The sequence below is a fragment of the Mycobacterium sp. NGS50 genome, assembly GCF_059812545.1.
Genome location: NZ_JCALCW010000039.1, coordinates 1 through 24,494, shown reverse-complemented (window position 1 = coordinate 24,494; position 24,494 = coordinate 1). Strand labels below are relative to the sequence as shown.

The following is a 24,494-nucleotide window of genomic DNA, read 5'->3' as shown; positions in this document are numbered from 1 at the left end:
CGGACGACCACGCGCTGACCCCCGAGGCCATGACGGCCACGGGGGTCAGGCGTCGGGTCAGCTGAAGTCGAACAGCGACGCGAAATAGTCCGTCGGGTTCAGCGCTGCGCTCAGATCGATACCCGCCCACACCGACGGGTCCAGCAGCGTGCTGAGATCCCCACCCGAGCCGGCCAGCCCCGGCAGGAACGCCCACTGGAGCGTCGCCAGCGGATTCGCCACATCAGGGAAGCCGCCGGTGGCGGTGAAGACCGCGGTCGCCAGGTCGTCGCGGGCGTTGAGCAGGCCCGCGGTGATACTGGTGTTCGGGTCGAACAGCGCCTCGGTCAGGATCGAGCCGAACTGCTGGCCACCGGTGAACAGCGCGGTCAGCACCTGCATCGGGTCGCCGGACGCGAACGCGGCCTGCACCGCTTCGGACGTCTGGTCGAGGTTCTTTTCCAGCAGCGCCTGCATCAACTGGAGCGGCAGCGAGACATCCTTTGCGGCCAGGTCCCAATTGTCCTGGACCGCCGACCAGCTGTCGGCGGGGTTCGTCAGGAACGCCTTGGTCAGGGCCAGCCAATCCGGGCTGAGTGCGTCGGTCATCCGCAGCCACATCGGCGTCGACGGCTGCTCACCGAACACCGCCTCGAAATTCGACGGTCCCATCGCGGCCTGAATGTCATGCAGCCACAGTTCCTGCGTCACCCAGCCGGGTTGTCCGGCTACCCGGGCGGTATCCAGTGCGTAGTCGTAGGACATCACCCGCTCGGTCATGTCGGCGGCGAATTGGGCGGGGCTGACGGTGGGGGTGTCCGCCGGCAGGTACTGCGACACGTCGCCCACCGAGACCACCTCGGTCTGCACCGGTAGGCCGCCGGCGGGCACGGCGCCCTCAGGCATGTTCTGATACCGCATGTAGATCTCACCGCTGGTGACGCCGCTGCTGTCCAGCCAGTTCGCCACACCGGGGTTGGTGGCGCTGACCACGTAGTAGGTGTACCCGTCGTGGGCGTAGAAGGACTGGCTGCCGTTGAGGCTGGTCTGCGACAGGGTGGCGGGCAGGTTCGTGCCGTAGACGTTCATCAGCTCGATACCGTTCATGCCCGACTCCACCTGCGGGACTTTGACGATCAGCGCCTCGCCCGGGTTCAAGTCGAAATGCCCCGAAGAGGCCGCGGCGCTGGGCAGCGCCACCCCGTAGCCGCCCTGAGAAGCCAGGTTGCTCATGGTGTTGGCCGGCTGCAGGATTCCCGCAGCGCCGGCCAGTTGCATGTTCAGTTGATTGAATGGGATCACCCCGGGAGCGACCGTGTGCAGCAGCATGCTGATCACGTCGGGCGACAACCCGGTGTCGGTGATGCCCGGGTTGATCGGCGCGCAGTCGGTCACGCACTCGATGTGGAAGTTGCTGCCGCCCACCGCCCAATCGCTCAGCATGTCGCGGATCAGCAACGCGTTGGCGTGGGTGCTGTCGATGACGTTAGCCGCGCCGTCGGGGGCGTCGGGACCGATGTAGACGGTGAAGGTGCCGTCGGGGTTGACCACCAGGCTGTGCCCGAGTTCCAGGGCGCCACCGCCCTCAGCGGAGGAACCGCCGACCGAGATCGGCATGAGGGCCATTCCCCCGGTGCCCGCGCCGACGGTGCCGGTGAGCTCGTAGGTCGCGTTGGGGTCGAATCCCTGCAGTGTGCGGTAGTAGATGTCGGGAGTGAAGAACTGGAAGTAGGGCCGGTATCCCGCGGCGTCCCCGGCCGTGACTTCGGGCACCTGGACGAACACCTGACCGTGGGTGGCCTGCGAAAGGCCGGCAGACATCAGCAGTTCGTAGTTGGTGGCCTGCAGACTCGCCATCAGCATGGCGTTGCTGTCCGGTGTGGCGAACGGCAGCGCCTCGAAGGACTGCTGCGCCGTCTGCATATTGGCCACGATCTGATCGATCACCGGCTGCAGGGCGCTGTCCGAGGAGAGCAACACCACCGACGCCGCCGTCGCCTCGGCGCCGGCCGACGGCGCGGCGACGGCCAGGATCGCAACACTGGCGATCGCAGTCGAGAGCACCGTCCGGCGCTGTACTTTGCGTACCTTCTTTTTCACTCCAACTCCTTTGGTGGTGGTTAGTACCCGGCGATCCGCAACGCCTGGGCAGGACAGTTATCGACCGCGTCCGACAACACCTGCCGGTCTTGGTCGCGGATGTTCTCGCCGTGGACGACGACGACGCCGTCGTCGCCCACTTCGAAGACCGATGGGTGGATCCCCTCGCAGATGCCGTTTCCGACGCAGCGCCCGCGCTCGACGATGACCCGCACGGCGGGCTGGTCCCCGGTGTCAGGCATCAGGAATGAAGGGCAGGCTGACCGGACGCCGGACGAACATCCCTTCCGCGTACCGGATGGCATCGCAGTCGACGCGGAAGTTCGGGCAGCGGCTCAGCAGTTCCTCGAGCACCACCCGGGACTGCATCCGCGCGGCGGCGTTGCCGATGCAATGGTGGTTGCCCTGGCTGAATGCCAGGATCCCCTGCGGCTTGCGTCCAACGTCCAGCGCGTCCGCGTCCGGCCCGTACTGGCGCGGATCGCGATTCGCCGAGCCGTACAGCAGCAGCACCTTACGGTCGGCGGGGATGGTCGTGTCGTCGACCGTCACGTCCCGGGTGGTCATGCGGGCCAGCCCCTGCACCGGCGACGTCAGCCGCAGCAACTCTTCGACGGCATCGCCGATGCGGGCCGGGTCCTCGACCAACCTCGCGCGTTGATCGAGGTGCTGGGTCAAGAGCAAGGCGCTGCCGCCCAGCATCCCGGTCACGGTGTCGTTGCCGCCGGTGATCATGGTGAAGGTCCAACCCAGGATCTTCTGCACGCCCAGCATGTCGCCGTCGGCGCCGAGCCCGGCCGCGACCATATGCGACACCGTGTCTTCGCCCGGCTCCTTGCGTCGCCGCTTGACGAGCTCGGTGAAGTAGGCGAACAGTTCGGCAATGGCCACAACGGCTTCGGGTGGCTGGCCGCCGGCGACGGCACCGGCAACGATCGCATCGGTCCAGACGTCGAACTGGCTGCGATCCTGCTCGGGCACACCCAAGTAGTGCGCGACCACCATCGACGGCAGCGGTTTGAACAATTCGGTGACGATATCCCCACCACCGTTGGCGCGCAGTCGCTCGATGCGCTCGACGGCGAACGCACGAACGGCCGGCTCGACCAGCACCATCTGGCGCGGGGTGAAGCCCTTGTGCACCAGTCGCCGCAGCTCGGTGTGCCTCGGCGGATCGAGCATGACCAGCGGGGCGTTGTCGCTGATGCCCAGCCGCTCCATCTCCCCGTAGTCGATCGTCAGCCCTTGCGCCGAGGAGAACGTCTCCCAGTCCCGCGCGGCGGCACTGACATCGGCGTATCGGGACAGCACCCAGTAGTCCTTGTCCGGTGCGCGCTCCGGGATCACGCGGTGCACCGGATCGTGGTCACGCAGGGCGGCATACATCGGCCACGGCGCGCTCCAGGTCTTGCCGCTGCGCGGCGTGAAAGCCACGATCTCGTCGGGCATCGTCGCGGTCATCCCATCCCTTTCGGTGACGAATAGTTGTCGTCATGATGACGAATATTTGTGTTTCGAGGATGCTATAACGGGCGCGGAAGTCGCGCAAGAGTCTGGCCGTCGTAGGATCGGGGACCACCCGGATCGCGAAGTAAGGGAGCGCAATGACTGGGCCCGGCGGACGAGGCGAGGTGGAGCGGACGGGTTCTCCGCCGACCGATCGGGTGGTCGCCATCGTCGAACTGCTGGCGGCACAGCATCAGCCGAACACGGTGGCGTCGATCGCGTCCCGCCTGGAACTGAACCGATCCACCGTGACGTCGATCCTGTTGGCACTGGAGCGGGCCGGCTGGGCGACGCGACAAGCAGACCGCAGCTACACGCTGGGCCCCGGGCTGATCGGTGTCGCGAATGCGGTTCGCGAAGCACTGCCGCTATCAACGGAATTCGCCCGTGCGATCGAGGACCTGGCGGATCGGGCCGGGTGCGGAGCGTCGGTGGCCCTGGTCGGGTCCGACGAATTGCGTTTCATCACCGTGTCAAGGGGCAAAGGCCGCATTCCGCCCGGGGTCGGCGTCGGTGTCCGGCTGCCGCTGGTCGCACCCGGCGGCGCCTCGGTTATCGCCCACCGTGACAACCGCGCGCAACGAAAATGGCTGGCGTCAGCACGCGGACTCGGCAAGGACGTCCTCGACGACGTGCTGGCCCAGGTGCGCGCCAACGGAGTCGTCGTGTTCGGCTTGGGCACAGCCGATCCGAAGACCCTCGACATGCTCGCGGAAGTGGTGGAGCTACTCGCCGAACACCCCCGGCGGGCCGTGCTGCGCCAACAGATCTTCGAGCAGCTGAGCAGCGTCGGCGGCATTCCCTACACGTCAGATCAGCTGGGCACCGACCGGGATTTGTCGGTGAGCTACCTGTCCACCGCGATTTTCGAACGCGGCGAGGCCGTCTACGAACTGCAACTGGGGCCGCTTCGCGATGCGGTCAGCGCCGCCGACCGTCACCGCTACATCCGCGAAATCCGTGCTACTGCAGCGAAACTCAGTACCTAGTTACTGCACCACCCCGCGTAGCCCGTCGGCACCGAAGGCAGGCTCCAGCATTGCCGAGAAGTCCGGGCCGCGCCGTAGCTTCTGCCCACCGTCGACGTTGATGACCTGGCCGGTGATGTAGCTGGCCGCATCGCTGAGCAGGAACAACGCCAGGTTGGCGACGTCGGTGACCTCGCCGGGCCGGGGCAGCGGCGTCGAGATGCGGTAATCCTCGCTCAGCTCAGGCGAGTTCAGGATGGGCGCCACCAACTCCGTACGGATCAAGCCCGGGCGGATGCTGTTGACTCGCACCCACGACGCGCCGAGTTCGTCGGCGGCCAGCTGCATCAGGTGGTCCAGCGCGGACTTGGTCGGGCCGTAGGCGCCGAACCAGCGGTGGGTGTTGCTGGCCGCGATCGAGGAGATCCCGACGAACGAACCGCCGCCGCCGCTGACCAGTGCCCGCCCGGCGTGCTTGAGCACGTACATCGAGCCGTTCACGTTGAGGTCGACGGTGCGGCGCCACGCCTCGGAGTCGATCTGGGTGATCGGCCCGATGGTCTCCGATCCGCCCGCGCAGTGCACGACGCCGTAAAGCCGGCCGTTCCACGCGGTGGCGGCGTCGACGGCGGCCGCCGTTTCCTCCTCGTTGGTGATGTCGGCGGCTGCACACCGGATCGCACCGGTGACGCCGGCAGCCTCGATCTCGGCGGCGGTCTCCCGCAACCGTTCGGCGTTGCGGCCCACGATGACCACGTTTGCCCCGGCCTGCGCCAGCGCCGCGGACACCGCCTTGCCGATACCGCTACCGCCACCGGTGACCAGGCAGGTCCGGTCCTCCAACGAAAGCTGCACACCGACCCCTTAGGTAATTGGAACACGTTCTACCTATGGAACCACGTGCCGCCACCGCCCGAACCCCTGGCGTCGAGATTGCACTCAGGTACAGGTCCACTCGACCTTTTCGTACAACGATGCAATCTCGCGGTGCGGTGGCCCGCCCACACACCGCAAAGCCTGGCGCGGGCGGGCTCAGGGCTGGTCGCGGCGTGCCGGCTGGGTGGGTTTGGCGGTGCGCCAATCCTCGACATCGGGCGCCAGCGCCACTGGGAAACGGTTCTCGTTGTGCGCGGCCCAGTGCGCGTGGCCGAGCTGGTGGATATGGAAGCCGTGCCGCAGCGCCTCGGTGAAACCCATCGCGTCGGCGGCGGCGTTCACCGAGTCCTTGATCAGCAAGGCGGCCATGGTCGGACGCTGGGCGATCCGCCGGGCGAACGCCAGCGTCTTGTCCTCGAGCTCGTCGACCGGGAACACCTTGGACACCATGCCCAGCCGGTAGGCCTCTTCGGCGTCGATCGAATCCCCGGTCAACAGCAGTTCCTTAGCCTTGCGCGGGCCGAATTCCCAAGGGTGGGCATAGTATTCGACACCCGGCATGCCGAGCCGCACACCGACCACGTCGGAGAACTTCGCGTTGTCGGCAGCCACGATCAGGTCGCAGGCCCAGACCAGCATGAGGCCCGCGGAAATCGCATTGCCCTGTACCTGCGCAATCGTGATCTTGCGCAGGTCGCGCCACCGGCGGGTGTTCTCGAAGTAGAAGTGCCACTCCTGGTGGATGAGTTTCTCGGCGATGGGTTCCTTGGTGGCGCCGTGCGAGCGGAAGGTGGGATGCTGCCCGGGCCCGGGAGCCCGTTCGGCCAGCGCCTCCTCGGACCCGAGATCGTGCCCGGCGGAGAAGTTCTTGCCGCGCGCCGCGAGGATCACCACCCGCACGTCGTCGTCGGCTTCAGCGCGAGAGAACGCCTCGTCGAGCTGGACCAGCAGCGTCCGGTTCTGCGCGTTGTGTGCATCGGGCCGGTTCAGCCAGATTCGGGCGATCTGCCCGTCATCGAGGGTTTCGTAGGTCACCAGGTCAGCCATGCTTTGCACATTACGGCCAACGTGTAACGCCGGCCACGCTGGGTGGCGCAGCGGCTGTAGAGTGAGCTGATGCCCGCAAAATCTGACCCCGCCGAGATCGGCGACGTGGAGCCGCTGGCCGACAGCACCGCGCGCCAGGCCCGTCGGGTGGTCGCCGCCTACGCGACCGACGCCGACGAATGCCGGGTGTTTCTGTCCATGCTCGGCATTGGGCCATCGAAAAACGAGAGCTGATGAGCCGCCCGGAAGACCGCGGCCCCGTTAGCGGGCCGGGGGATTCCGATTTTGTGGTGGTCGCCAACCGGCTGCCGATCGATATGGAACGGCTGCCCGACGGCAGCACCTCCTGGAAGCGCAGTCCCGGTGGACTGGTGACCGCGCTGGAGCCGCTGCTGCGGCGGCGACGCGGGGCCTGGATCGGCTGGGCCGGGCTGGTTGAGCCGGAAACCGATGTGATCGACGATCCGATCGTCGCGGAGGATCTGCAGCTGCATCCGGTGCGGCTGTCCGCCGAGGACGTCGAGCAGTATTACGAAGGCTTCTCCAACGCCACACTGTGGCCGCTGTATCACGATGTGATCGTCAAACCGAGCTATCACCGGCAGTGGTGGGACCGCTACGTCGACGTCAACCGCCGTTTCGCGCACGCCGCCGCACGCGCGGCCGCCGCCGGCGCCACGGTGTGGGTGCAGGACTACCAGCTTCAGCTGGTGCCGAAGATGCTGCGCGAGCTGCGCCCCGACCTGACCATCGGCTTCTTTCTGCACATCCCGTTCCCGCCGGTGGAACTGTTCATGCAGCTGCCGTGGCGCACCGAGATCATCGAGGGGCTGCTGGGCGCCGACCTGGTCGGCTTCCACCTGGCCGGCGGCGCGCAGAACTTCCTGATCCTGTCGCGGCGGCTGGTCGGCGCGAACACCTCGCGCGGACTGGTCGGGGTGCGCTCGCGGTTCGGCGAGGTACAACTGGACACCCGCAGCGTCACCGTAGGCGCCTTCCCCATCTCGATCGACGCCGGCGAGCTGGACGCCAAAGCCCGCGACCGCGGTATCCGGCGGCGGGCCAGGGAGATCCGCTCTGAGCTCGGCAATCCCCGCGCCATTCTGCTCGGCGTCGACCGCCTCGACTACACCAAAGGCATCGATGTCCGGCTGAAGGCCTTCGACGAGTTGCTGGTGGAGGGCCGGGTCAAGGGCGATGACACGGTGTTCGTGCAACTGGCGACGCCGAGCCGGGAACGCGTTGAGAGCTACCAGATTCTGCGCGACGAGATCGAACGCCAGGTCGGCCACATCAATGGCGAGTACGCGGAGGTCGGCCATCCGGTGGTGCACTACCTGCACCGCCCGGTCCCCCGCGACGAGCTGATCGCCTTCTTCGTGGCTGCCGACGTCATGCTGGTCACCCCGCTGCGAGACGGAATGAACCTGGTGGCCAAGGAGTATGTGGCGTGCCGCAGCGACCTCGGCGGCGCACTGGTGTTGAGCGAGTTCACCGGTGCGGCCGCCGAATTGCGCCAGGCCTATCTCGTCAACCCGCACGACCTGGACGGCGTGAAGAACGCGATCGAAGCGGCGATCAACCAGCCCCGCGAGGACGGCCGGCGGCGGATGCGTTCACTGCGCCGCCAGGTGCTGGCTCACGATGTGGACCGCTGGGCGCGGTCGTTCCTCGACGCGCTCAGGAACACAGGTGCTGCGGGTTGTCCTGGCAGTTCAGCGGGTAGCGCGAGTTCGGGTGAGGCAGCGGCCCAACATAGCTCAGGGTGAACGGGTGACGGCTGATGCCGGGCTGCTGGCCACAGGCATGGCCGTAGGTCAGCGTCTGGGTGCCGTTGAGCGAGTCGTCGAATGCGTAGGTCTGGTGTACCGGAAACGCCGTACCGTCCGGACACTTGATGGCGCCCTGAACAAACGCCGAATACGACCATCGGCCGCCGGTCAGCCGGAAGGTGCCGGTGTCGCCGATCGAGCTCAACACCGCCAGCCCACACCCCACCGGCAGCTCCAGCGGAACCCGGGCGTCACCGACTACCGGGACGCAGATCGGGCTGATCGTCCAGACAGCCACCTGCGCACCATCCTGGACGACGTTGTAGACCCCTTCGACAAGGTCCGACTCGGCCACCGCCGGGCCTGCGCCGGCGACCGCAGCACCCGCGGCGGCAAGCACGGCCGACACCATCGGCATCAACTTCACGATGAACCTCCCGTCCGCAGGTCTGACTCTAGATCGGTTTGATCCCATTGATCAGCCATTTGCCGCCGATCTTCAGATAGTCCACCCGCAGCCTGCTGCCGTCGTAGAGCGGGTCTTTGTTGGCCTTGCTGGTCACCGTGCGGTTGATGTAGACCATCACCGATCCCGATGTCCGCTGGGCGTCCAGCACGCCCACTCCGACCACGTTGACCTGGCTGACGATCTGGCCGTCCCGGGCCGCCGGAATGATGTCCTTGGCGGCGCGGCCTTCGAATTCCCGGCGGAAGTCCGGCGTGAGCAGCGGGTAGGTCTCGGTCAGGCTGCGTTCCACGGTCTGATAGTCGTAGCCGAACATCTTGGGAATCTCGGTGCCGGCCAGCGGGGCCAGCTGGGCGCGGGCAGCCTGTTCGCCGTTGCGCTCCAGCCGATTCCAATACAGCCAGCCGCCCGCGGCTGCCAGTCCGACGAAGGCACCCGCCAGCAGCACCGCGATCAGGCCCGGCAGCCGGGCGATCACCTGCCGCATCAGTTGCCCCCATTGGGGTATTTGAGGTCGTAGGCGCTCATGGCGCCGTTGCCGTCCTCGTGCACGATCACCCGCAGCCGGTAGGGCTGCGACGGCCGGTTGACGCCGTCGATGTCGGTGACCGTGACCCGCGCCGAGACCAGCACCGACGCGTTCTGGCGCTCCTCGTCGATGTCCTCCAGCGCGGCACCGTTGATGACCGTCTCGGAGCTGGCGTTGGTGTCGCGGAACAAGGACTTGAGGCCCTCGACATTGCCCTGCTGGCTCAGCATGTCGTGCAGCGGGCCGCTGGTTCCGTCGATGAACCGGTCCACGCTCTCGTTGATGGTTTCCGGCCGGTAGCTGAACATGTTGACCACCGTCTGCGACGCGGTGTCGACGAACCGCTGCTCACGCGCGGTGTCGGCGTTCGCGTGGCGTTGTTGGGTGACCAGCACGCCGATCAGCCCGCCCAGCACCAACACCCCGATCAGCCCGGCCGTCAGCGCCAGGATTGCGACCAGCCGGCCATTGGCCGGCCGGCGCGGTGGCGGCCCAACCGGGCGGCCGGCCTTGACACCGACCGTCGTCGACTCCGACACCGGCACCGTCGCGGTGACCCCATCGGTGGCATCACCGGCCGGCCCGGCAGCGCGCGACGCACGCCGCCGCACCCGCCCGGTGGCCGGTGCGGACACGGATTCGTCCACTACACCTGCCTCGGATCAAGCATCAGATCCACCCAGTTCTCGGCGGGTCGCTGACGTGGATCGCCGGGCCCGAAGGTGCCCGTCCCACCCGCGGGATCCATGAACTTCCCGGTTCGCTCGTCGTAGGTGGTGTACCCAGCACCGCTCGCCTCCGCCGGCAGACCGGCCGGCGGACCCGGCAGGGGCGCATCGGCGGGCGGCGGGCCGGGCCGCCCGTACGGCGGCAGTCCGCCGTTGCCGCCGGGTGCGGTCGGCAGGTTCTGGTCCGGCGGCGCGTAGAACGCGTTGGGCGGCGGTTGCGGTCCGGGCTGGTTGGGCGGCACCGGCAACGGGTATGGCGGGTTGGGCGCCGGGCCCGGCCCCGCGGGCACACCCGGCGGCAACTGCACGACCGGTGGACCCGGGTCGTAGTCGGCCTCCGGCGGAATATAGGGGAACTTGTTCATCGGCGACGTCATCCGCGGGTCGTTCATCGGGGTGCCGTACGGGATCGGCGGCCCGCGCCACGGGTTGCTCCCGATCGGCACGTAGCCCTGCGGGTCGCGGCACAGCTGCACGGTCGGGGCGCGCTTACCCGGGAATTCCATGCAGGGATAGTTGCGTGCGCCGCGCACCGCAGCGGGATCGTTCTGCGCCGTCTTGCAGTACAGATCGGTAGGCAGCTCACGCAGCGATTCGTCGGCGGGGGAACGCATGTCGCCGAACGGCACGAAACCGACCGAGCATGGCGGCGGGTCGTGGAGGTCGATCTTGAAGTCGAGTTTGGCCCCCTCCTCCGTTGGCGATCCACCGGCGACGGTGGTCAGGGCGGCGATCAGCGCCGGGAAGATCACCAGCGCCTGCTCAATCGACTTGTGGTAGATGACACCGATCCGGCCCAGGTTGGCCAGGTTGGCCGCCAGCATCGGGAAGGTCGGCCGGATGCCGGTGAAGGCGGTGTTGGCTTCATCGGCGACACCGGGCGCCGTCTCCAGGGTCGACCGCAGCTGGGGGTCGGCCTGGGCCACCTCCGCGGTGAGTCGCGCCAGCGAGGCGGACAGTGACGTGATGTCATCGCTGCTGCGAATCTGGGCGTCCAGCAGTGGACCCGCCTGATCGATCAGTGTGGTGGCGTCGTCGTAATGCGCGTTGGCCTCGTCGATCAGCCCTCGGGACGACTCGATCATCCGCGCCAGCTCCGGCCCGGACCCGTTGAACGCCTTGAACGCTTCGGCCAGCAGGTCTTTGAGCCGGCTGTTGGTGACGCTGTTGACCAACTCCTGGGACTGCGCGAGCAGCCCGGCGATGTCCTGGCCGATCGCGGTCCGGTCCTGGCCGATCCGAGAGCCGGCGTGCAATTGGCCCTGCGGGGGCTGGCCGTCGGGCTGCACGAGGTCGATGTACTGCTCGCCCAGCGCCGACACGCTCTTCACGGTGGCGGTGACACTGGCCGGGATGTGTGCGCTGTTGTTGATGCGCATCAAGGCTCTGACGCCTTTTTGGTCCGGGTCCGCGCCGTCGTCGTAGAGTTTGACCTCCTCCACCCGGCCGACCGTCACACCGCGGTAGGTGACGTTGGCGCTGCGGTAGATGCCGCCCCCGGCGGCGAAGTCGGCACTCACGTGATAGCTACCGAGCCCCAGCGTGGTGGGCAGGTGCAGGTAGAACAGGGCGATCGAGCCGACCGAGAGCGCCGTGATGACGGCGAAGATCGCCAGTTGAATGCGGGCCAGACGATCCAGCATCAGCGTGCTCCCTGCTGTCCGGCCACGGTGCCCGGCGGGATTTTGAAGGGGTCGGCGGCCTGCCCGGACAGATTGGCCAGATCGCCGATCAGGAAGTCCGGTGCGTTCACGACTTCGTCGAGGTGCTGCATGTTCGGGTCCATCGCCGAGGTGGTGAAGATGGTCTCTCCCAGCCGGCGCAGGGTCAGATCGAAGGTGGTGATCACGTTGAGGTAGTCCCCGCGGACCGCGTTGCGGAAGTACCTTCCGACGAACGGGAACGTGGTGGTCGCATCCAGCGTGGTCACCAGGGAGTCTGCGTTGTCCGCCAGCGACTTGACCACCGGGTAGAGGTCTTTGAGGTCCGCGGCGAAGTCATCCTTGGTCTGCACCAGTATCTTTGACGCGACCGTCGCCAGGGCGCCCAACGCGCCGAATGCGTCGACGATGTTGGTCGTGTTGTCGTTGAGTACGCGCAGCGCCCCCGGCAGGGTATCCAGCGTGCGCGCCAGGTTGTCCTTGCTGCGCGCCAGCGTGTCACCGACCCGGTTGATTCCGTCGAGGGCGGTGATGATGTCGCCTGTCTGGCGCTCCAGCGACGCGGTGAGCTGCGCCAATCTCGGGATCAGCTCGGCGAAGGTGCCGGCCCGGCCGGCCACCGCCGCGTAGGCCGCATCGGTGATGTCCTGCAGCGCACCCAGATTGCCGTTGTTGACCACGACACCCAGCGAGGACAGCACCTCTTCGGTGCTCGGGTACCGGCTGGCCTGGCTCAGCTGGAGGTGGCCGCCCGCGCTGAGGGTGCCCACCGCGGGCTCCCCTCCCCGCGGCGGCGGAGCCAGTTCGATGTGCTGAGAACCCAGCAGTGAGGTCTGCGCGACCTTGGCGGTGGCGTTTGCCGGCAGCCGCACGCCAGGATCCAGCGACAACTGCACCGCGGCGTAGAACGTGCCGTCCGGCCGTTGCCGGGCGTCGATGCCGGACACACTGCCCACTGTGACGTCGTCGACCATCACCGGCGAGTTCTGTGGCAGCGTCAGCACGTCGGGCACATCCACTGTGATCTTGTAGGACCCGCGACCGTGCCCCGCGGTGCCGGGCATGTTCAGCGAGTTCAAGCCGCCGAACTGGCAGCCCGCCAGCAGTAGCGCCCCCGAACCGAGTACCGCGACCCGGTAGCTGACCCGCCTCATCCGCCGGCTCCCTGCGGTTGCGGCGCCGGACCCGGCGGCCTGCCGAGTTGCCCGGGCACCGGGGGCGGGGTGGGCGGCAGGAACATCGAAGCCACATCGTCGGGGTTGACCTGGCCCACCCCGGGTGCCGGCAGCCACTGCAGGTACGGGATCGGGGTTTGGGCCTTGGCCTCGGTTGCCGGGGTGTCGTAGATGACCTGGCCCTTGTAGGCGGTGATGGAATTGACCGGGTGGAATAGCAGCGGCGGGAAGTTCATCGTCCAGCGCCGCATCACCGGCCCCATCCGCTCCTTGCAGATCTCGGCCCGCTTGAAGTTGTCCGGGGTGGTACCGGTGTCAAAGGTGCCACCGCAGATGAACTGCACCGGGTTGCCCAGGTCGGGTAGCGACAACAAGCCCGACGCGGTGCCCTGGGCCGGGTTGTAGATGTTGTAGAAGTTCGCCAGGCCATTCGGCGTGATGTGCAGCACCTGTTCGATGTCGTCGTGCTGGTCGGACAGGATTTTGGTGAAATCGGCCAGCTTGCTGACCTGGGCGATCAACACGTCGTTGTTGTCGTGCAGGAAGCCCTTGACGTCGCGCAGCGCCTGGTTGAGCGTACCCAGGGTCTGGTCCAGGTCGGTGGCACTGTCGGCGAGCACCCCCGACACCGATGCGACGTGGTGGGAGAACTGCACGATCTGCTCGTTGCTTGCCGACAGGGCGTCGACCAGCAGGCGCAGGTTCTTGATGGTCCCGAACAGGTCGGTGCGGGAGTCGCCGAGCCGGCCCGCCGTCTGGGACAACTCGTGCAGCGCGGCCCGGAACGAGTCGCCGTTGCCGTCGAAGGTGTCGGCGGCCTGATCGACGAACGCGCTCAGCGTGCCCGCCGTCTTACCCTGGGCGGGTCCCAATTGGGCCGACAGCGCCTTCAGTTCGGTCTTGACCTCATCCCATTCGACCGGCACCCCGGTGCGGTCCTGCCCGATCGACGCGCCGTCGGCGAGTTTGGGGCCGCCGGTGTAGGACGGTGCGAACTGCACGAAGCGGGCCGACACGATATTGGGCGCCACGATGATGGCGCGCGCATCGGCCGGCAGGTCGACGCCGTGGCGCAGGGTCATGGTGATCTTGACATCGTCGACGCGCGGCTCGATCCCGTCGATCTTGCCGACCGGCACCCCGAGCACCTTGACCTCGTCACCCGGGTAGATGCCGACCGCCGAGGAGAAGTAACCGACGACCCGGTGTCCGCCGCGCATCGGCCAGGCCAGGTACGCGCCGACCGCCAGCACGAATGCCAGCAGGACAGCCAGGATCACCCGAAACGCCCGGTTTCGGTTCTGCAGCACGGAACGGACGGTCATGGCGACTTCGGCTTAATGATCAGGCGCTCCGCAATCATTCCGCGCAGATAATCGGCGAGGCTGTCCGGCAGCTTGCCCGGTTGGAAGTAGCCGTCCAGCAACACTTCGGCCATGGTGGCCGGCGGCAGACCGTACAGGTTGATCTGGAACCCCGGACCGGAGGCGACCACCTCGCCCAGGGCCGTCGCATAGCCGGGCAGTCGGCGCAGTGCACCGCTGATCCGTTCGCGGCGGTCCAGCAGGTTGTCCAGTACCGAGTTCAGCCGGGTCAGGGCCGGTCCGAATTCCTGGCGGTTGTCGGCGACGAAACCCGACAGCTGCGTCGACACGTCGTCGATCCCGGCGATCAGGGTGCTCAGCGCCTGGCGACGCTGATCCAGCGCGGCGAACAGCTGGTTGCCGTCGACCACGAGCTGGTTGACCTGGTTGGCCCGCTGGCCCAGCACCTGGGTCACCGATTTGGAGTGCGCGAGCAGCTGTTGCAGTGCATCGTCGCGGCGGTTGAGGGTGCGGGACAGATCCGCGACCCCGTCCAGCGCGCCGCGCAGCTGCGGGGTCGCATCCCGCAGGGAGTCGGTGAGCGTGTTGAGTGCCTGCTCGAATTTCGGCTTGTCCAGGTCGCCGACGTTGCCGCCCAGATCCTGCAATGCGGCGTTCAGCGTGTACGGGGTGGTGGTGCGTCCCCGCGGGATGCTGGCGGCCCAGCCGCTGCCACCCGGGGTCACCGACAGCGACTTCTCGCCCAGCACAGTGTCGGTGCGGATCGCCGCCAGCGACTGGTCCCCCACCCGGACCTTGCGGTTGACGGTGAACGACACCTTCGCGCTGTCGCCGGCGAGGGCGACCTCGGTCACCTTGCCGACCCTGATGCCGGAGACCTCGACGTCGCTGCCGGCGGTGATGCCGCTGGCGTCGGCGAAGTATGCGTCATAGGGCTGACCCTGCGGCCAGAACGGCAGACTGGTGTAACCGAACGCCACCAGCACCAGGCAGACGACGAGGGTGACGCCGAAGATACCGGTGCGGACCGCGCGGTCCAGCTGCTTGGCAGGCTTTACTGCGTCGGCCACGTGCACCTCCCCTTCGATGGGTCCGGGGGGCCGCCGAACGGAATGAGCAGGTCGCTACCGGCCGGCCCGTTGATCTTGATACGGACCGAGCAATAGTAGATGTTGAAGAACGAGCCGTAGGCACCCAGCGCGTTGAGTCGCATGTAGTTCTCTTCGAGCGGGTCGATGACCTTGTTGATGTCGTCTTTGCGTTTGTCCAGCACCGTCGCCAAGGGCCGGGCGTTCTCGATCACGCCTTGCAGCGGGCGCCGGGATTTCGCCAGCATCTCGGTCAAAGCGGACTCCGCCGACGCCAACGGACCGATCGCCCCGGCGACGGAATCACGCCCCTCGGCCAGCCCGCTGATCAGCTGCTGGAGTTGATCGACGCTGGTGTCGAACTGGGCGCCCTTGGCGTCGACGGTCGCCAGCACGGTGTTGAGGTTGGTGATCGTGTCGCCGATCAGCTGGTCGCGGGAGGCCAGGCTCTGACTGAAGGCGCTGGTGCTGGACAGCATCTGGGACAACGCGCCGCCCTGGCCCTGCAGCAGCTCGATGATGGCGCCACTCATCTCGTTGACCTTGGAGCCGTCCAAGCCCTTGAGCACCGGACGCAGTCCGCCGAGTAGGGCGTCCAGATCGAGCGCCGGCTGGGTGTGGTCACGTGCGATGGTGGCACCCGGCCCCAACTTGTGCAGCTCGCCGGGGCCGGCGGTGATCTCCATGTATCGGTCGCCGACCAGGTTCTCGTAGCGGATCAGGGCGCGGCTCGAGGTGTAGAGCTGGTAGCGCTTGTCCACGTCGAACGTCACGTTGACGCTGTTGTCCGGCGCCAGCTCCACCGCGTGCACGGTGCCGACCGGCACCCCGGCGACACGCACGTCCTGTCCGGCCTTCAGCCGGGAGGCGTTGGCGAAGTTGGCGTGGTAGGTGTTCGAGGCCGCGAATCGGAACTCCCCGAACACGATGATCAGGCCGGCCGCGACCACCAACATGACCACGGCGAAGACCGAGACCTTGATCAGCATCGAGCGGTGCGATTCGTGGCCGCCCATCAGTATTCGTCCCGTTCCGCGTACACACCGTTGAACAGGAACTGCACCGTGGACGGGGCGTCGAACTGCACTTCGGTGTTCGGCTCGAAGGGGATGTAGGCGTTGTCGGTCACCAGGAACGGCGCCCGGTACCAGGATCCACCCATCTGTTTGGTCGGCATGTACGGCAGGCCACGACAGTTGGGTCCGCCCGAGGCATTCACGATCGGCAGGCTTTCGGGGTAGGTGTAGGCCGGCACGCCCGGGATGAAGTTGGACGACAGGAACAGCGCCGGCTTGACCCCACCGAACACCGTCCCGAAGGTCTGCATCTCGACCTCCAACCCCTTCAACAGGCAGCCGAACTCGGGGGAATAGTCGCCCAGCACCTTCGCCGGCGCGCGCAATCGGTGGATCGTGGCGATGTAGTCGTCGGCCCCCGGCGCCAGGGTCTCGTATCCGTTGTTGCCCAACCCGGTCGCCGCCAGCAGGGTGGCGTTCAAGTTGTCCCGCTGATTGATGATGGTGTTGGTGACGGTGGGGGCGTTGTCCAGGATTCGCGCCAGGTCAGGGGCGGCGGCGGCATAGACGGCGGCGACCCTGCCGGTCTTGGCGAAGTCGGATTCCAGCGCGGGCAGATGCGGGTTCAGCTGTGCCAGATAGGTGTTCAGGCCGGACAGGGTCGCACCCAGGTTGTCGCCGTTGCCGCGCAGCCCCTCGGACAATGCGCTCAACGCCCCGTTCAGGTTGACCGGGTCGATCTTGTTCAGCAGGTCGGTCAACGTCTGGAACAGTGTGTTGACCTCGAGCTGCACCTGGGACGCATGCACCTTGTCGCCCGGTCGTAGCGACGTGGCCGCGGGGTCCTTCGGCGGCAGGAACTCCACCGACTTGGACCCGAAGATGGTGGTGCCGCCGATGTGCACCTCCGCATTGGCCGGGATGTAGTGCAGCTGGCTGCGTTCGATCGCCAGCGTCAGCGTGGCCTGGTCGCCGCGGTAGTCGATGGCGTGGACCTTGCCGATCTGGATACCGCGGTATTTGACCTTGGCGTCGCGGTCGGTCATCAGGCCGATCCGGTCCGAGGTGACCGTGACGGTGTCGACCGGCGTGAACGCGGCGGTGTAGGACAGGTAGGTGAAGATCGCCGCCGCGGCCAGCAGGCCGGCCAGGATCGCCGCGGCGATCCTGACCTGGCTGCGTTTCAGCTGCGTTTCCATGCTGTCCTGGTATCCCTGCGTTTATCCGGAGAGGTTGAAGTTGCCGGAGGAGCCGTAGACCGCGAGTGAAACCGCGAGCGTGACGACGACGACGACGATAAGGGATGTCCGTACCGACCGGCCGACCGCGATGCCCACCCCGACCGGACCGCCTGCCGCGTTGTATCCGTAGTAGGTGTGCACCAGCATCACCGCGATCGACATCACGATGGCCTGCAGGAACGACCACAAGAGATCAACCGGGTTGAGGAACGTGTCGAAGTAGTGGTCGTAGAGCCCCGCGGACTGGCCGTTGATGTAGACCGTGATGGCCCGGGCCGAGAAGAACGCGGCCAGCACCGACAGCGAGTACAGGGGAATGATGGTGACGAGCCCGGCGACGATCCGGGTGGAGACCAGATATGACATCGCGTGCACCGCCATCGATTCGACGGCGTCGATCTCCTCGGCAATCCGCATGGCTCCGAGCTGGGCGGTCGCGCCGGCACCCAGCGTCGCCGCCAGCGCGATACCGGCGATCAGCGGTGCGACGATGCGGACGTTGAGGAACGCGGACAGGAAGCCGGTCAACGCCTCGATGCCGATGTCACCCAGCGATGCGTAGCCCTGCACCGCCAGGGTGCCGCCGGCGGCCAGCGTCATGAAGGTGGCGACACCGACCGTGCCACCGACCATCAGCAGCGCACCGGCACCCAACGTCATCTCGGCGATCAACCGGACGGTCTCGCGGCGGTAGCGGTTGACGGCGTTGGGGATATAACGGAACGCCATTCCGAAGAAGAGGGCCTGCTCGCCGAAATGGTCGACGGCCTGCGGCGCTCCGCGGAACAGGCGGCGGAACCGCACGGTGGCGTCGTAGCTCATCGCCTCACCGCACCAGGATCCGCACGCCGAGGGCGGTCATCAGCACGTTGATCGCCTGCAGGCAGATGAACGCGTAGATAACGGTCTCGTTGACCGCGTTGCCGACCCCTTTCGGACCACCCTTGGCGGTCAGGCCGCGATAGCAGCCGACCAGCCCGGCGACCATGCCGAACAGCAGCGCTTTGACTTCGGCGAGCACCAGTTCACCCAGGCCGGTGAGCACCGTCAGCCCGTTGATGAACGCGCCGGGGTTGACGCCCTGCAGAAACACCGAGAACACGTAGCCGCCGGCCAGGCCGATCGCACACACCAGCGCGTTGAGCAGAACAGCGACGAACGTGGAGGCCAGCACCCGGGGCACCACCAGTCGCTGGATCGGATCGATGCCCAGCACCCGCATGGCGTCGATCTCTTCGCGGATGGTGCGCGCACCCAGATCCGCACAGATTGCGGTCGCCCCGGCGCCCGCGACGACCAGCACCGTGGAGATCGGCCCCAGCTGAGTCACCGTGCCGAATGCGGTGGCGCTGCCGGACAAGTCGGCAGCACCGATCTCGCGCAGCAGGATGTTGAGGGTGAACGAAACCAGGACGGTGAACGGGATCGCGATCAGCAGCGTGGGGATGAGCGAAACCCGGGCGATCATCCACGTCTGTTCCAGGAACTCACGGAGCTGGAACGGCCTCCGGAACGTGTACCGGAACGCCTGGCCGGTCATCTCCATAAAACCGCCGACAGCCCGGGCGGGAACCGCAAGCTGTTCGAGCAACTTCGTTCCTTCCTCGCCAGAGTCGCGCGGTGGTACCAAACTAGGTATCGGCTAGGTGATGTATAAACCATCAGCCTGAGCAGCACCGGGGTTTCCCACTGAATAAGACCGAATCTGTGACTTGGACAGGTGGGGCGCCCCGGTGTGAGTGGGCTCATGCTAGCTAGAACAAGTTCACAGTGTCAAAGAACCATGCGATTGCCGAAAAATCGGTCATATCTGCAGTTCAGAGCCATTGTGATGCAGGTTACCCTGAAACACGTTCTAGCGGTGATCGAGGGGACGATCGCGGTCACTGTTGCATGAGCCCGGTGGCCGAGAACCCCCGTTCGGGGTCGCGGCCGGCGAAGTAGCCCGCCATGGTGCTGCTCAGCGCGGCGGGGTCCCATGCCGACCCGCCGGCGGAGAACTGATGCTCGGCCACCGGTGCGGCCACCAGGGTCACGTTCGGGCCGTACACGATGAACAGCTGACCGTTGACCGACTGAGATGCCGGCGACGCCAGAAAGGAGACCAGGGTGACGACATGCTCAGGCGACAGCGGGTCGACCTCGCCGTCGGCCGGCGCCGCGCCGAACACGTCGGCGGTCATCGCGGTGCGCGCCCGCGGCGCGATCGCGTTGGCGCAGACCCCGTAGCGGCCCAGCGCCCGCGCCGCGGTCATGGTCAGCGCGGTGATACCGGCCTTGGCGGCGCCATAGTTGGCCTGGCCGACCGGCCCGACCAGACCGGCCTCCGATGAGGTGTTGATGATCCGGCCGTAGGTCGAGCCCCCTGCTTCTTTGGCCTTGGCGCGCCAGTAGACCGCCGCATTGCGGGTGAGCAGGAAGTGACCGCGCAGGTGCACCGCCAGGACCAGGTCCCATTCCTCGTCGGACATGTTGAACAGCATCCGGTCCCGGGTGATGCCGGCATTGTTGACCACGATGCTCAGGCCACCCAGCTCGTCGGCCCGGCTGATCAGGTCATCAGCGGTGGCCCGCTGGCTGATGTCACCGGCGACCGCGACGCACTTGGAGCCGGCGGCGCTGATCTCGTCGAAGACATCGGAGGACTCCAGGGCGGCCGGCATGTCGTTGACGACGACGGTGGCGCCGGAACGTGCCAGCCCGATGGCCTCGGCGCGGCCCAGGCCTGCGGCCGCGCCGGTGACCACCGCGACCTTTCCGGACAGATCGGTCGCGTTGCTGTGCTCAGTCATATTTTTACGAATACCTCTAGTCTTTGCGGATCAACGCGGCCCGAGGGCACTCGTCGATGGCCTGCAGGGCGTGCGCTTCCTTGTCGGCCGGGATCGGTGCCACCAGGACACGCGCCTGCTCGTTGTCATCGAGTTCGAACACGTCGGGGTCTATTCCCACGCAGATCGCGTTGCCCTCGCACCGGTCGAGGTCTACTTCCACTCGCATGACTTTCTCCTTGTACCTCGGGGCTGAACCGGCCGGTCTCCAGAATACGAAGACCTCCAGAATACGAACCGCGCAGACGGCTGTACTGTCGGCCTGGACCCACAGACTAGAACGTGTTACAAGAGATGGCGAGTAGGTAGCCGTGAGCCGAGTGGAGGATATCGGGGATGCAGATCAGTTACACCCCTGAGCAGGAGCAGCTGCGCACCGAGCTGCGGTCGTACTTTTCCACGCTGATGACACCGGAGCGTCGTGAAGCGCTGAGTTCGACCCAGGGCGAGTACGGCACCGGCAACGTCTACCGGGAGACCGTCGCCCAGATGGGCCACGACGGCTGGCTGACGCTGAGCTGGCCGAAGGAGTACGGCGGCCAGGCGCGCTCGACGATGGAGCAGCTGATCTTCACCGATGAGGCCGCGATCGCCGGCGCCCCGGTGCCGTTTCTGACCATCAACAGCGTCGCGCCGACGATCATGGCGTTCGGTACCGAGGAACAGAAGAAGTTCTTCCTGCCCAAGATCGCGGCCGGTGAGCTGCACTTCGCGATCGGCTATTCCGAGCCCGGCGCCGGCACCGACCTGGCGGCGTTGCGCACCACCGCGGTCCGCGACGGCGACGACTACGTCGTCAACGGCCAGAAGATGTGGACGTCGCTGATCGCCTACGCCGACTATGTGTGGCTGGCGGTGCGCACCAACCCGGAGGCCAAGAAGCACCGCGGGATTTCCATGCTGATCGTGCCGACCACCGCCGACGGCTTCTCCTGGACGCCGGTGCACACCATGGCCGGCCCCGACACCAGCGCCACCTACTACTCCGATGTCCGGGTCCCGGTGACCAGCCTGGTCGGCGAGGAGAACGCGGGCTGGAAGCTGGTCACCAACCAGCTCAACCACGAGCGTGTCGCGCTGGTGTCCGCGCAGCCGATCTTCCTGGCCCTCGACGAGGTCCGGGAGTGGGCGCAGAACACCAAGGACATCCACGGCAACCGGGTCATCGACTCGCAGTGGGTGCAGCTCAACCTGGCCCGGGTGCTCGCCAAGGCCGAAGTGCTCAAGCTGATCAACTGGGAGCTGGCATCGTCTTCCGATGCCGCGCCGTCACCGGCGGACGCCTCGGCCGCCAAGGTGTTCGGCACCGAGTTGGCCACCGAGGCCTACCGGCTGCTGATGGAGGTACTGGGCACCGGCGCGACGCTGCGTCAGGACTCGCCCGGCGCCCTGCTGCGCGGCCGGGTCGAGCGCATGCACCGGGCGTGCCTGATCCTGACCTTCGGTGGTGGAACCAACGAAGTGCAGCGCGACATCATCGGCATGGTGGCCCTGGGCCTTCCCCGCAACCGGTAAAGGATTCGTTATGGACTTCTCCACAACCGAAGCAGCACAAGACCTCTCCGGCCTGGTCGGCACCATCGTCGACGCGGTCTGCACGCCCGAGCACCAGCGTGAGCTGGACCGCCTTCAGCAACGGTTCGACCGCACCCTGTGGGGCAAGCTGCTCGACTCCGACATCCTGTCGACTGCGGCGCCCGAGTCGCTGGGCGGCGGCGGGTTCGGCGTGCTCGAGCAGGCCGCGGTCCTGACCGCGTTGGGCCGCCAGCTCGCCGCGGTGCCGTATCTGGAATCGGTGGTGCAGGCCGCCGGCGCGCTGGCCCGGTTCGGCTCGCCGGAACTGCAGCAGGGCTGGGGCGCGCCCGCAGTCGCCGGTGACAAGGTGCTGACCGTCGCGTTGGACGGCGAGATGGGCCAGGGCCCGGTGCAGGCTGCCGCGGCCGGGAATGGCTACCGGCTCACCGGCACCCGCACCCAGGTCGGTTACGGCCCGGTGGCCGACGCCTTCCTGGTGCCCGCCGACACCGGCTCGGGTAGCGCGGTTTTCCTGGTCGCCGCCGCTGATCCCGGCGTCACGGTGACCTCGCTGGACGCCACCGGGCTGGGCAGCGTCGGTCATCTGGAGTTGACCGGCGTCGAGCTGGATGCCGGCCGCCGAGTCGGCGGCGAGGAGGTGGCCGCCTGGCTGACCACACTGGGCACCCTGGGCCGCAGCGCATTTCAGCTCGGCGTGCTGGAGCGTGGACTGCAGCTCACGGCCGAGTACGCCCGCGAACGCGAACAGTTCGACCGCCCGATCGGCAGCTTCCAGGCGGTCGCGCAGCGACTGGCCGATGGCTACATCGACATCAAGGGCCTGCGGTTGACGCTGACCCAGGCGGCCTGGCGGCTGTCGGAGGATCTGCCCGCCGACACCCAGGTGGCCACCACGGCGTTCTGGGCCGCCGAGGCCGGCCATCGGGTGGCGCACACCATCGTGCACGTGCACGGCGGGGTGGGGATCGACATGGACCACCCGGTGCACCGTTACTTCCTGGCCGCCAAGCAGACCGAGTTCGCACTCGGCGGCGCCACCGGACAGTTGCTGACGATCGGTCGCGAACTGGCCGACACCCCGGTTTAGTGTCCGAGGCGCTCCCGACCGTCACCGACCTCCTGGCGCCGCTGGCCGGAGTCGAGGATCGCGGCGTCTACTTCGAGGATTCGTTCACCCCGTGGTGTGAGCATCTTGCGCAGGCGACGGCGATCGCGGCGGCGCTGCGGGCGCGTCTGGACCCGCAGCGGCCACCGCACGTGGGGGTGCTGCTGGAGAACACCCCGTTCTTCTCGGCGCTGCTGGCCGCGGCCGGGCTGTACGGCATCGTGCCGGTGGGACTCAATCCGGTGCGCCGGGGGGCCGCGTTGGCCCGCGACATCAGCCACTCTGACTGCCAGGTGGTGTTGGCGGACGCGAAATCGGCGGCGACGCTGGACAATATCGTGCACATCAATGTCGATTCGGCGGCGTGGGCCGAGGAACTGGCCGGATACCGCGATGCCGTGCTGCCCGTCGCACCCGCCACCCCCGACGACCTGTTCATGCTGATCTTCACCTCGGGTACCAGCGGTGATCCCAAGGCGGTCAAGTGCAGCCACGGCAAGGTGGCGATCGCCGGGATCACGATGACGCAGCGCTTCGAGTTGGGACGCGACGACGTCTGCTACGTGTCGATGCCGCTGTTCCATTCCAACGCGGTACTGGTGGGCTGGGCGGTGTCGTTGGCCTGCGGTGGTTCGATGGCGTTGCGGCGCAAGTTCTCTGCATCCGGGTTCATTCCCGACGTGCGCCGATTCGGGGCGACCTACGCCAACTACGTCGGCAAGCCGTTGTCCTACGTCCTCGCCACGCCCCAACAACCCGACGACACCGACAATCCGCTGCGAGCCGTGTACGGCAACGAGGGTGCGGCCGCCGACGTGGAGCGCTTCGCCGCGCGGTTCGGTTGCGTCGCGATGGACGGGTACGGGTCCACCGAGGGCGGGGTCGCCATCACCCACACTCCGGACAGCCCGCCCGGCGCCCTGGGGCCGCTGCCCGAGGGGATCGAGATCCTCCACGTCGACACCGGCGAGCCCTGCCCGCCCGGTGTGGTCGGTGAGCTGGTGAACATCTCGGGTGCCGGCCGGTTCGAGGGCTACTACAACGACCCCGGCGCCGAAGCCGAACGGATGACCGGCGGGGTTTACCACAGCGGCGATCTGGCTTATCGCGATGACGCCGGGTACGTGTTTTTCGCCGGCCGACTCGGCGACTGGATGCGGGTCGACGGCGAGAATCTGGGTACCGCACCGATCGAACGGGTGTTGTTGCGGCACAACGACATCACCGAGGTCGCGGTATATCCGATCCCCGACCCGGCGGTCGGCGACCAGGTGATGGCGGCGTTGATGCTGGCGCCGGGGTCACATTTCGACGCCGACGCGTTCCGGGCGTTCCTTTCCGCGCAGTCCGACCTGGGGCCCAAACAGTGGCCGTCGTACGTGCGGATCGCCGCCGAACTGCCCCGCACCGAGACCTTCAAGGTGCTCAAACGCATCCTCTCGGCAGAAGGTGTCGACTGCGCCGATCCGGTGTTCCGCATCGAGCGCTGAGGCCGGCTGCGCACCTTCTTCTCGCCGAACGTGTACTCAGACCGGGATTTTGGCC

General features: G+C 67.2%; 24 protein-coding genes. 6 read left to right on the top strand and 18 right to left on the bottom strand.

The window, feature by feature from the left end; translation table 11 throughout:
* Positions 1 to 57: 57 nt before the first annotated feature.
* Genes AC5Y36_RS22140 through AC5Y36_RS22130 form a run of 3 tightly spaced genes read right to left on the bottom strand, consistent with a single transcriptional unit; the run spans position 58 to position 3,540 of the window.
* A complete protein-coding gene (locus tag AC5Y36_RS22140) occupies positions 58 to 2,079 on the bottom strand; it encodes a hypothetical protein (protein WP_500043113.1) in 2,022 nt (673 codons plus the stop codon).
* A gap of 20 nt (positions 2,080 to 2,099) precedes the next feature.
* The gene (locus tag AC5Y36_RS22135; protein ID WP_500043112.1) at positions 2,100 to 2,321 is read right to left on the bottom strand and encodes a ferredoxin; all 222 of its coding nucleotides are present in this window, start codon (positions 2,319 to 2,321) and stop codon (positions 2,100 to 2,102) included.
* Positions 2,314 to 3,540 carry a cytochrome P450 gene (locus AC5Y36_RS22130; protein ID WP_500043111.1) on the bottom strand — a complete coding sequence of 409 codons (1,227 nt, stop codon included), beginning with the start codon at positions 3,538 to 3,540 and terminating at the stop codon, positions 2,314 to 2,316. The genes AC5Y36_RS22135 and AC5Y36_RS22130 overlap by 8 nt, the downstream gene beginning before the upstream one ends.
* A gap of 143 nt (positions 3,541 to 3,683) precedes the next feature.
* Between AC5Y36_RS22130 and AC5Y36_RS22125 the strand changes: the two genes are divergently transcribed.
* Positions 3,684 to 4,574, top strand: a complete 891-nt coding sequence (locus tag AC5Y36_RS22125; RefSeq protein ID WP_500043110.1) for a helix-turn-helix domain-containing protein — start codon at positions 3,684 to 3,686, stop codon at positions 4,572 to 4,574.
* Here the strand turns inward: AC5Y36_RS22125 and AC5Y36_RS22120 are convergent, their stop codons facing one another.
* On the bottom strand, positions 4,575 to 5,408 hold the full coding sequence (locus AC5Y36_RS22120) for an SDR family oxidoreductase (protein ID WP_500043109.1): 834 nt from the start codon (positions 5,406 to 5,408) through the stop codon (positions 4,575 to 4,577).
* Positions 5,409 to 5,585: 177 nt separating this feature from the next.
* On the bottom strand, positions 5,586 to 6,476 hold the full coding sequence (locus tag AC5Y36_RS22115) for an enoyl-CoA hydratase (protein ID WP_500043108.1): 891 nt from the start codon (positions 6,474 to 6,476) through the stop codon (positions 5,586 to 5,588).
* Between the two features lie 69 nt (positions 6,477 to 6,545).
* Here AC5Y36_RS22115 and AC5Y36_RS22110 point away from each other — a divergent pair, with 69 nt between their 5' ends.
* Together AC5Y36_RS22110 and AC5Y36_RS22105 are read left to right on the top strand one after the other, a co-directional pair.
* A complete protein-coding gene (locus tag AC5Y36_RS22110; RefSeq protein WP_500043107.1) occupies positions 6,546 to 6,710 on the top strand; it encodes a hypothetical protein in 165 nt (54 codons plus the stop codon).
* Positions 6,710 to 8,245: an alpha,alpha-trehalose-phosphate synthase (UDP-forming) gene (locus AC5Y36_RS22105; protein ID WP_500043106.1), complete on the top strand. Its 1,536-nt coding sequence runs from the start codon at positions 6,710 to 6,712 to the stop codon at positions 8,243 to 8,245. The genes AC5Y36_RS22110 and AC5Y36_RS22105 overlap by 1 nt, the downstream gene beginning before the upstream one ends.
* Here AC5Y36_RS22105 and AC5Y36_RS22100 read toward each other — a convergent pair.
* From AC5Y36_RS22100 to AC5Y36_RS22040, 13 genes are all read right to left on the bottom strand, one after another.
* Positions 8,157 to 8,675, bottom strand: coding sequence for a hypothetical protein (locus tag AC5Y36_RS22100; protein ID WP_500043105.1), 519 nt, complete (start codon positions 8,673 to 8,675; stop codon positions 8,157 to 8,159). The two genes, AC5Y36_RS22105 and AC5Y36_RS22100, sit on opposite strands and share 89 nt — an antisense overlap.
* Positions 8,676 to 8,703: 28 nt before the next feature.
* The gene (locus AC5Y36_RS22095) at positions 8,704 to 9,201 is read right to left on the bottom strand and encodes a mammalian cell entry protein (RefSeq protein WP_500043104.1); all 498 of its coding nucleotides are present in this window, start codon (positions 9,199 to 9,201) and stop codon (positions 8,704 to 8,706) included.
* Positions 9,201 to 9,890, bottom strand: coding sequence for an Rv1363c family protein (locus tag AC5Y36_RS22090; RefSeq protein ID WP_500043103.1), 690 nt, complete (start codon positions 9,888 to 9,890; stop codon positions 9,201 to 9,203). Before AC5Y36_RS22090 ends, AC5Y36_RS22095 begins: the two co-directional genes overlap by 1 nt.
* On the bottom strand, positions 9,890 to 11,614 hold the full coding sequence (locus AC5Y36_RS22085) for an MCE family protein (protein WP_500043102.1): 1,725 nt from the start codon (positions 11,612 to 11,614) through the stop codon (positions 9,890 to 9,892). The genes AC5Y36_RS22090 and AC5Y36_RS22085 overlap by 1 nt, the downstream gene beginning before the upstream one ends.
* Positions 11,614 to 12,786 carry an MCE family protein gene (locus tag AC5Y36_RS22080; RefSeq protein WP_500043101.1) on the bottom strand — a complete coding sequence of 391 codons (1,173 nt, stop codon included), beginning with the start codon at positions 12,784 to 12,786 and terminating at the stop codon, positions 11,614 to 11,616. Before AC5Y36_RS22080 ends, AC5Y36_RS22085 begins: the two co-directional genes overlap by 1 nt.
* Positions 12,783 to 14,132 carry an MCE family protein gene (locus tag AC5Y36_RS22075; protein ID WP_500043100.1) on the bottom strand — a complete coding sequence of 450 codons (1,350 nt, stop codon included), beginning with the start codon at positions 14,130 to 14,132 and terminating at the stop codon, positions 12,783 to 12,785. The genes AC5Y36_RS22080 and AC5Y36_RS22075 overlap by 4 nt, the downstream gene beginning before the upstream one ends.
* A complete protein-coding gene (locus AC5Y36_RS22070; protein WP_500043099.1) occupies positions 14,129 to 15,202 on the bottom strand; it encodes an MCE family protein in 1,074 nt (357 codons plus the stop codon). Before AC5Y36_RS22070 ends, AC5Y36_RS22075 begins: the two co-directional genes overlap by 4 nt.
* Complete coding sequence (locus AC5Y36_RS22065; protein ID WP_500043098.1) at positions 15,187 to 16,236, bottom strand: MCE family protein; 1,050 nt, start codon at positions 16,234 to 16,236, stop codon at positions 15,187 to 15,189. The genes AC5Y36_RS22070 and AC5Y36_RS22065 overlap by 16 nt, the downstream gene beginning before the upstream one ends.
* Positions 16,236 to 17,435: an MCE family protein gene (locus AC5Y36_RS22060; protein WP_500043097.1), complete on the bottom strand. Its 1,200-nt coding sequence runs from the start codon at positions 17,433 to 17,435 to the stop codon at positions 16,236 to 16,238. The genes AC5Y36_RS22065 and AC5Y36_RS22060 overlap by 1 nt, the downstream gene beginning before the upstream one ends.
* Before the next feature lie 21 nt (positions 17,436 to 17,456).
* Positions 17,457 to 18,299 (bottom strand): MlaE family ABC transporter permease, encoded by an 843-nt coding sequence (locus AC5Y36_RS22055; protein ID WP_500043096.1) that lies wholly within the window; start codon positions 18,297 to 18,299, stop codon positions 17,457 to 17,459.
* A gap of 4 nt (positions 18,300 to 18,303) precedes the next feature.
* On the bottom strand, positions 18,304 to 19,068 hold the full coding sequence (locus AC5Y36_RS22050) for an MlaE family ABC transporter permease (protein ID WP_500043095.1): 765 nt from the start codon (positions 19,066 to 19,068) through the stop codon (positions 18,304 to 18,306).
* 292 nt (positions 19,069 to 19,360) lie between these two features.
* Positions 19,361 to 20,269: a 3-oxoacyl-ACP reductase gene (locus AC5Y36_RS22045; protein ID WP_500043094.1), complete on the bottom strand. Its 909-nt coding sequence runs from the start codon at positions 20,267 to 20,269 to the stop codon at positions 19,361 to 19,363.
* 16 nt (positions 20,270 to 20,285) lie between these two features.
* Complete coding sequence (locus AC5Y36_RS22040) at positions 20,286 to 20,477, bottom strand: ferredoxin (protein ID WP_500043093.1); 192 nt, start codon at positions 20,475 to 20,477, stop codon at positions 20,286 to 20,288.
* A gap of 167 nt (positions 20,478 to 20,644) precedes the next feature.
* On the opposite strand from AC5Y36_RS22040, the gene AC5Y36_RS22035 reads away from it, so the two are divergent.
* Genes AC5Y36_RS22035 through fadD17 form a run of 3 tightly spaced genes read left to right on the top strand, consistent with a single transcriptional unit; the run spans position 20,645 to position 24,439 of the window.
* Entirely contained in the window at positions 20,645 to 21,823 is a 1,179-nt protein-coding gene (locus tag AC5Y36_RS22035; protein ID WP_500043092.1) for an acyl-CoA dehydrogenase family protein, read from the top strand.
* 10 nt (positions 21,824 to 21,833) lie between these two features.
* Complete coding sequence (locus tag AC5Y36_RS22030; protein ID WP_500043091.1) at positions 21,834 to 22,931, top strand: acyl-CoA dehydrogenase family protein; 1,098 nt, start codon at positions 21,834 to 21,836, stop codon at positions 22,929 to 22,931.
* Complete coding sequence (gene fadD17, locus AC5Y36_RS22025; protein WP_500043090.1) at positions 22,931 to 24,439, top strand: long-chain-fatty-acid--CoA ligase FadD17; 1,509 nt, start codon at positions 22,931 to 22,933, stop codon at positions 24,437 to 24,439. Before AC5Y36_RS22030 ends, fadD17 begins: the two co-directional genes overlap by 1 nt.
* Positions 24,440 to 24,494 lie beyond the last annotated feature (55 nt).